The 351-nt window shown below is 67.5% G+C and carries 1 pseudogene; it reads left to right on the forward strand.

Annotation, left to right across the window (positions count from 1 at the left end):
- A pseudogene (locus FS665_RS23175) lies at positions 1-351 on the forward strand (hypothetical protein); the annotation flags it as partial.

Below are 351 nucleotides of genomic sequence, written 5' to 3' on the forward strand. Positions count from 1 at the left end.
TGCCTACAAGTCCGGCCAGGCGCCGGCGAGTCGCTTCGAGGGCATCGACTTGAGCCAGGCGCGCGATAACCCCGCGCTGCTCGGCCTGGCCATGACCCCGGAGCAGCTGCAGGTCGACCGCCAGGTGTTCGAATACGCCCAGCAGCTCAGCGGCCCGTTCGACAGCGCCCACGGCTTTCACAGCCGCTTTCTGCGCAAGGCCGCCTTGCGCGGCTACCTGACCAACGCCATCGCCGAGCACCAGTTGCACAACGGTGTATTGGCGCTGGTACTCGACGACAGCCTGGGGCTGGCCCAGGAATACAACCAGCAGCGGCTGAAGTGGGTGGTCCAGCGCCAGGCCTGGCGCGA

The sequence above is a fragment of the Pseudomonas sp. URMO17WK12:I11 genome (assembly GCF_007677725.1).
Taxonomy (GTDB): Bacteria; Pseudomonadota; Gammaproteobacteria; order Pseudomonadales; family Pseudomonadaceae; genus Aquipseudomonas.